7 protein-coding genes are annotated in these 7,656 nt (G+C 68.4%); 3 read left to right on the top strand and 4 right to left on the bottom strand.

The genetic code is table 11. The features are described 5' to 3' along the window. Positions 1-901, top strand: a 901-nt coding sequence (locus VFF46_RS32090; RefSeq protein WP_325040989.1) for a PLP-dependent aminotransferase family protein, incomplete at its 5' end; no start/stop codon positions are given. A gap of 96 nt (positions 902-997) precedes the next feature. On the opposite strand, the gene VFF46_RS32085 is transcribed toward VFF46_RS32090, so the two are convergent. Next, positions 998-1,228 (bottom strand): DUF7455 domain-containing protein, encoded by a 231-nt coding sequence (locus VFF46_RS32085; protein WP_141860924.1) that lies wholly within the window; start codon positions 1,226-1,228, stop codon positions 998-1,000. 382 nt (positions 1,229-1,610) lie between these two features. Here VFF46_RS32085 and VFF46_RS32080 point away from each other — a divergent pair, with 382 nt between their 5' ends. Together VFF46_RS32080 and VFF46_RS32075 are read left to right on the top strand one after the other, a co-directional pair. Beyond that, complete coding sequence (locus tag VFF46_RS32080) at positions 1,611-3,695, top strand: DNA topoisomerase IV subunit B (RefSeq protein WP_325040988.1); 2,085 nt, start codon at positions 1,611-1,613, stop codon at positions 3,693-3,695. Between the two features lie 17 nt (positions 3,696-3,712). Next, a complete protein-coding gene (locus VFF46_RS32075) occupies positions 3,713-4,369 on the top strand; it encodes an HAD family hydrolase (RefSeq protein ID WP_325040987.1) in 657 nt (218 codons plus the stop codon). A 104-nt stretch (positions 4,370-4,473) separates the two neighbouring features. Here VFF46_RS32075 and VFF46_RS32070 read toward each other — a convergent pair whose 3' ends face one another. From VFF46_RS32070 to VFF46_RS32060, 3 genes are all read right to left on the bottom strand, one after another. Then, a complete protein-coding gene (locus VFF46_RS32070) occupies positions 4,474-5,892 on the bottom strand; it encodes an amidase (RefSeq protein ID WP_325040986.1) in 1,419 nt (472 codons plus the stop codon). Positions 5,893-5,990: 98 nt separating this feature from the next. Continuing rightward, entirely contained in the window at positions 5,991-7,157 is a 1,167-nt protein-coding gene (locus VFF46_RS32065; protein ID WP_325040985.1) for a hypothetical protein, read from the bottom strand. Positions 7,158-7,367: 210 nt separating this feature from the next. Then, a partial coding sequence (locus tag VFF46_RS32060) for a hypothetical protein (RefSeq protein ID WP_325040984.1) occupies positions 7,368-7,656 on the bottom strand: 289 nt, incomplete at its 5' end.

Below are 7,656 nucleotides of genomic sequence, written 5' to 3'. Positions count from 1 at the left end.
TCAGGCGATCGCGCTCGTCACGCAGATGTACCTCCGTAGCGGTGCCGCGGTCGCGATCGAGCAGCCGAGCTGGCCGGGGTGCTTCGACCTGTTCGGCGCGGCCGGCGGGCGGGTGGTCGGCGTACCGCTGGACGACGCGGGGATCCGGCCCGACCTGCTCGACGCGGTATTCGCCGAGCACCAGCCGGCGATGCTGTTCGTGATGCCGACGTTCCACAACCCGACCGGGCGGTTGATGTCCGCGGCGCGCCGGCGGCAGGTGGCCGAACTCGCCGCGCGGCGCGGGGTCGTGGTCGTCGAGGACAACGCGTACTCGGCGTGGGACCCGTCCGGACCGTCCATCCCGCCACCGCTCGCGGCGTACGGGCCGGACGATGCCGAGGTACTGACGATCGGGTCGGTGTCGAAGGCGGTGTGGGGCGGTCTGCGGATCGGCTGGATCCGGGCGTCGCGGCCGTTGGCGGAACGGCTGGCGCGGCACAAGGCGCTGGCCGATCTCGGCAGCCCGGTGATCGACCAGGCGCTGACGGCGCGGTTGCTGCCGCGGCTCGGTGAGTTGACGGCGGCGCGGGCGCGGGTGGCGACCGTACGGAAGAAGCTGATGGGGGAGTTGCTGACCGAACGGCTGCCGGAGTGGGAGTGGTCTGTACCGATCGGCGGGTCGGCGTTGTGGATCCGGCTGCCGGACACCGATGCGCGGGTCTTCGCGCAGGTGGCGCTGCGGCACGGTGTCGAGGTGGTGGCCGGGCAGGCGATGGACCCGACCGGCGAGCACGACGACTACTTACGGGTGCCGTTCGCGTACTCGGAGCAAGTGCTCGACGATGCCGTCACCCGGTTGGCGCGGGCCTGGCAGGAGCTGCGCCGGCACGGCCCGGGACCCGAAGTACCTGTGGTGTGAACAGAAAGGATGGCGGTCACCCTCGCGAGTGAGCCGCCATCGAAGCCTTCATGACTTTGGCGCCGTCGTTGGCGCGTTTGGAAACTGCCTGGTCGGTTACCGCTCGTCGTCCACCGTGATCGTCGGGGTGGCTTCGAGCCGACCGGTCTCGTCGTGGATCGTGATCGCGATGTCGCGCAGTTTCTCCGAGTGCTCCCGGCCGTGGTGGGCGCAGAAGAGCAGCTCCCCACCGCTGGTCAGGGTGACTCGGACGTAGGCCTGCGCACCGCAGCGGTCACAACGATCCGCGGCCGACAGGGCCGAACTCGGGGCGAGTGCTGTAGTCATTGAGGCCTCATCTCATCTAGTTCCGTACTCACCAGATAGCAACATCCTGACATGCGGATCGCTTCCCGGTGGGGACAACGTGTCCGGATGTGAGACGAACCACCTGTTCCCGTATGACGTTTGCTGACGAGGAATCGTTTCGTGGTACGGCGGAAATCTGGTGAGTCACGGAGGCGGGGTGCTTCTACTCTCACTGTGCGCCATGGAATCGTCACCGTCTGCTCGGATTCGGAGTGTCGTACACCACTCCGAATCGAGTCCGGATCGATATCTGCCGCGACATGTAGCTCCGGTACCCACCGGGCATGTCCCGCTTACCCGGTTTTGGGGGTGGGGCCGCATAGTCTGTGCCTGTAAGAGCGTGAACCAGTGAAGGAGCCCTGTGGCCGCCCCGACGCCTCGCAGTACCGAGATCGACCCGACGTACAACGCCCGCAACCTGCTCGTCCTCGAGGGACTCGAGGCGGTCCGGAAGCGGCCCGGGATGTACATCGGGTCGACCGACAGCCGCGGCCTGATGCACTGCCTGTGGGAGATCATCGACAACGCCGTCGACGAGGCCCTGGCCGGGCACGGCGAGCGGATCGACGTGGTGCTGTACAAGGACGGCTCGGTCGAGGTGCGGGACCGCGCCCGCGGCATCCCGGTCGACATCGAGCCGAAGACCAAGCTCAGCGGCGTCGAGGTGGTCTTCACCAAGCTGCACGCCGGCGGCAAGTTCGGCGGCGGGTCGTACAACGCCTCCGGCGGTCTGCACGGCGTCGGCGCCTCGGTGGTGAACGCGCTGTCCGCGCGGCTGGACGTCGAGGTCGACCGTGGCGGCACGGTCTGGACGACGTCGTTCCGGCGCGGTGTCGCGGGCGAGTTCGACGGCGAGGGCGCCGCTGCCGGGTTCACCCCGTCGAAGGGGCTGCGCAAGGCCGGCAAGGCCAAGCGCGGTGTCACCGGCACCCGGATCCGGTACTGGGCGGACCGGCAGATCTTCACCAAGGACGCGACCTTCAACTACGACGAGCTGGTCACCAGGGCGCGGCAGACGTCGTTCCTGGTGCCCGGGCTCGAGCTGGTGATCCGCGACGAGCGCGGCGACGAGGTCACCGAGGAGACCTTCAAGCACGACGGCGGGATCAGCGAGTTCTGCGAGTTCCTGGCCACCGACCAGAAGGTCACCGAGGTGATCCGGCTGGCCGGAACCGGTCACTTCACCGAGACCGTGCCGATGCTGGACGAGGCCGGCCACATGACCCCGACCGACGTCGAGCGCGACCTCGAGGTCGACATCGCGGTGCGCTGGGGCGACGGCTACGAGACCGAGCTGCGGTCGTTCGTGAACATCGTCGCGACGCCGAAGGGCGGCACGCACGTCGCCGGGTTCGAGCGGGCGCTGTCGAAGAGCTTCACCAACGCCCTCGACGGCACCCGGCTGCTGAAGAACGGCGAGGAGATCATCAAGGACGACGTCCTCGAAGGTCTGACCGCGGTCGTCACGGTGCGACTGGCCGAGCCGCAGTTCGACGGCCAGACGAAGGAAGTGCTCGGTACGCCGGCCGCTTCGCGGATCGTGGCGAAGGTCGTGCAGTCGGAGCTGGAGTCGTTCCTGACCTCGACCAAGCGCGAGTTCAAGGCCCAGGCCCGCGCCGTGCTGGAGAAGGTCGTCGCCGCGTCCCGGACCCGGGTCGCCGCCCGCCAGCACCGCGAGCTGCAGCGGCGCAAGACCGCGCTGGAGTCGTCGGCACTGCCGGCCAAGCTCGCGGACTGCCGCAGCAACGACGTCGACCGGTCCGAGCTGTTCATCGTCGAGGGCGACTCCGCGCTCGGTACGGCGAAGCTCGCGCGGAGCTCGGAGTTCCAGGCGCTGCTGCCGATCCGCGGCAAGATCCTGAACGTGCAGAAGGCGTCCGTCGGCGACATGCTGAAGAACGTCGAGTGCGCGTCGATCATCCAGGTCGTCGGCGCCGGCTCCGGCCGGACCTTCGACCTCGAGCAGGCGCGGTACGGGAAGATCATCTTCATGGCCGACGCCGACTCCGACGGCGCGCACATCCGGACGCTGCTCGCGACGCTGTTCTTCCGCTACATGCGCCCGATGGTCGAGGCCGGCCGGGTCTACACCGCCGTGCCGCCGCTGCACCGGTTCGAGCTGACGAACCCGAAGAAGGGGCAGGACAAGTACCTGTACACCTACAGCGACGCGGAGTACCAGCGGAAGACCGCCGAGCTGATGAAGAAGGGCGTCCGCTGGAAGGAGCCCCCGCAGCGCTACAAGGGCCTCGGTGAGATGGACGCCGACCAGCTGGCCGAGACCACCATGGACCCGCGGCACCGCACCCTGCGCCGGATCACCGTCGACGACGTCGAAGCCGCCTCCCAGGTCTTCGACCTGCTGATGGGCAACGACGTCGCGCCACGCAAGGAATTCCTCGTCCAGGGCGCGTACGAGTTGGACGAGAACCGCATCGACGTCTGAGCGTGACCCTTCCCGAAATGCAGGTCGGTACGGGGCGGTTGGCGTGCTTCGACCTGGACAACACGTTGATCGATCGCAACGGCGCGTTCCTGCGGTGGGCGCGGTGGTGGGTGGACCGTCAGGGGCTGGACGAGACGGCGCTCGAGTGGTTCGTTGCTCATGACAACGGTGGGTTCCGGCCGCGGGCGGAGTTGTTCGGGATGGCGCGGGAGCGGTTCGGGCTCGCGGCGCCGGTTGACGAACTGGTGGCGTCGTACGACGAGGAGCATCCGTTGTTCACCTCGGTGAAGCCTGAGGTGCTCGACGGCCTGGGCTCGCTTCGGTCTGCCGGCTGGCGGGTGGCGGTGGTGACGAACGGGGACCCAGCCCAGCAGGACCTGAAGCTGGAGTACACGCAGCTCGACAAGGCCGTCGACTACGCGTGCGTTTCCGGTGCGGTCGGCGTACGCAAACCGGACCGGCGGATCTTCGAGCTGGTCGCCGAACGGACCGGGACGTCGCTGCGGGGCGGCTGGATGGTCGGCGACCACCCGTCGTACGACATCGCCGGTGGCATCGCGGCCGGCCTGCGCACAATCCGCGTCGGCAATCACAACGCCACGGACACTCCCGTCGCCGACTACCAGGTCGACTCGGTGGTGGAAGCCTTCGCCCTCATCCTGGCCGGCGGTTGAACACAATACTGATCACCGTCGGGCCGCAGTGATCACTTTAGTGCGCGCGTGACTGGACCTGAATGTCGAAGAGTCGACATTTACCGGCATCACGGCGCGACCGGTCAGGAGATCCTGTTTTCGAGGAGTTCGGCCAGTCGCAACGGGGTGCGGTCTTCGAACATCGGGCCGATGAGCTGGACTCCGACCGGCAGACCCTCGGGAGATCTGCCCGCCGGTACGGCGGTGGCGGGCAGGCCGGGCATGGTCGCGAGGCCTGCCCAGATGACCTGGTCGAAGTACGGGTACTGGGCGCCGTCGATGTCGATCCGTCGTTCCAGCAGATTGGCGGTGTGGTCGTGCGGGAACGCGGGCGTCGGCGTGATCGGACACACCACGACGTCGAACTCGGAGAAGAGCAGCCGCCAGGCGTGGCGGTGGAGCTCACGGCGGTGGTTCGCCTCCAGCCAGTCGTGGTGGCTGAAATCCATGGCCCGCAGACGGGTCGCATGCAGACTTTGGTCGTCCGCGTCCAGCTCCGCCCGTAGCTGGTCAGCCGATCCGGTGGGAAAGCGTGCGACGGTGCCGGAGATCAGCAACTGCGTGTAGAGCGTTGCGGCGTCGGTCAGGTCCGGCAGCAGCGGGCTGTGCCGCTCGACCCCGGCGCCGCCGTCGACGAGCGCATCGGCGACCCGGTTCACGGCGGCCCGTACGGCGGACCCGGTCGGAAGCAGCGGATGCTCGTCGAGGACCAGGACCCGGAAGTCGTCGATCCGCTCGTGGCGCGCGGGCGGCAGCGTCACGTCGTACGCCTTGCCGGATGTCAGCGGGTCCGGCCCGGCCATGACGTCGAGCAGGAGCGTGAGATCCCGGGCGGAGCGCGCCATCGGGCCGACGACAGCCAGGTCGAGGTCGGCCGGCAGGGCGGGCCCGGGCGGTGGGACCATGCCGCGGGTGGCTGCCAGCCCGAGCGTCGGCTTGTGCGCATAGACGCCGCAGAAATGCGCGGGCGTACGCAGCGAGCCGCCGAGGTCGGAGCCGATCGACAACGCGCCGAACCCGGATGCCAACGCGGCTGCTGATCCGCCGGAGGACCCGCCCGACGTACGGCTGTGGTCCCACGGATTGTTGGTGGTGCCATAGATCTCGTTGAAGCTCTGGATGTCCTGCAGGCCCAGAGGCACGTTGGTCTTGCCGAGCACCACCGCGCCGGCGGCCTTCAGTCGCGACACCTGCACCGCGTCTTCAGCGGGTGTGTAGTCCCGGTACTGCGGCATCCCCCAGGTCGTGGGCAGCCCGGCGACGTCGTACGACTCCTTGACCGTCACCGGAACGCCGAGCAGAGGCTGCTCCTCGCCGCGGGCCAGTGCTTGATCGGCACGGTGCGCGGCGGCCCGCGCACGGTCGAAGTCCGGCACACAGATCGCGTTGACCGCCTTGTCGTCCCGCTCGATCCGGGCGATCGCCTGGTCGGTCAGTTCCGCGGAGGTCACTTCACCGGCACGCAGTGCGGCAACGAGTTCTTCGGCTGTCTGAAAGCTCATGCAGCGGAAGCTATCCGGCCGACTTCGAGGGCACCTAACCCCAGAATCCTCAAGTCACATGATCAGAATAGTGATCAGGTGATCAGTATTCTGATCATTCACAGCGCGGCCTTGAGAACCGCGTGGGCGCCCGCGACGATCGCGTCCCGGTTGGCCTCGTACGTCGGGTCCGTGATCGCGGTCTTGTTCGTCAGGTCGAAGGTCAGCACCGGGACATGCAGGTGGCCGGCCGGCATCGACGGGTCGAGCAGGTCGCGCTGCAGAGTGTTGCGGTAGGCAACTTCATTGGACAGGTACCCGCCGCCCGTGCCCTCGGACGCGATCGATCCGGCCGTGGGGCCGTCGGGCCGCCGTACGGGTGTGGTCTCGCCTGCCGGGATCTCGAGAACAGACGTGTTCACGCGGGTCCGGAACGGCCCGACGTCGGCTTGCGCCATCCGCGCGAGCGGCAGGCTGGACGTGATCCACTCCGGGCCGGCCGGCATGCTGGGGGAGACGACCGGGGCGCTGATCGTGCCGCCGCCCCAGAGGTTGTTGTTGTCGCCGATCGAGCTGACCGAACGCCGGCGGCCGTTGAACACCTCGAGGTCGAAGATGCCGACCCGGCCCTGGCTCGAGGTCATCACCAGGTCGGCGCGCTGCGGACCCGGGCGGTAGTGCGGTGCGAGCGCGTTCTCGACCATGTTCTGGTCGAAGTCGGGGTAGCGCACCGGGAAGACCACGGTCTGGATCTCGTACGTCGTGCCGTTGACCTTCCAGCGCTGCCCGTCGAGCGTGAGCGCGTTCGCTCCGGAGGGGTTGCCGATCCGGATGTCCGCGTCCAGCGTGAACGGGTCGAACCCGGTGACGAGGATCTTCCGCACGCCCGGGGTGAAGCGGGTGCTGGTGATGCCGCGGGAGGCGTACTCGAAGGACCGCATCAGCTCGGCTCGCTGCGCCGTACCTAGGCCGAAGTCAGGTTGCCATTGGCGGAGGGCGAGCGCCATCGAGATCCGCGCCCAGTACAGACCACGGTCGTCGGTGGAGGGGAGTGCGTCTGGGGCGCTTGGCGCGTGCTGAGCGCGGTACGTCGCCGCACGCCACAAGGCCTCGCCCTGCGTACGTACGAGCGCCGCGGCCGCCTGCCAGTTCGGCACGCGGCAGAGCAACTGCCCGAACACCGCCACCTGCCGGTCGAACCCCGACCGTCGCAAGATCTCCGCCGGCACCGACGGCCCACCGTCGATCCCCCTGCTGAGCCGCTGCTCCTCGACGGTCCCGACCACCGAGTGATCCAGACACCCGGTAACCGGCCCACCCCTGAACACCGGAGCAGCCTCAGGCACCGCCTGCGCAATCGGCGCCCCCGACAGCACAGCCGTCAACGCCAACGCACCGGCAACCAACGAACGATGAAATGAGCTGGGGCGGAGTCTCATAAGGGGGTGTCTATCAGATTACCGAGCGCATTTGAATCCATCCGGCGTGCCTCACGGTCATCGCTTCAGGGTGGACTGCCAGGTGGCGGCTGTTGCCTGGTCGTACGGGCGGGTGAAGCCGCAGCCGGACCAGGCTATTGGCGGGGCCGCCGGTTGGGTCGCGCCGGAGACGAGAAGCCTGGTGCCGGGACGGAAGGTCGCTCGGTCTGCGATTTCGCTCGTACGGCCGGTGGCGGTTGCGTAGGCGGTGACGGTGACCTGGTCGGCGGTGCCGCCCCGGAACCATTGGTGGACGGTGAACGTGACCTGGATACGGCCGGGCGCGGCGCCATCGTCGACTGCGGCG

Origin of the sequence: Kribbella sp., from assembly GCF_035655035.1 — a bacterium.
Classification (GTDB): Bacteria; Actinomycetota; Actinomycetes; order Propionibacteriales; family Kribbellaceae; genus Kribbella.
This window is presented reverse-complemented; position numbering and strand designations above follow the sequence as displayed.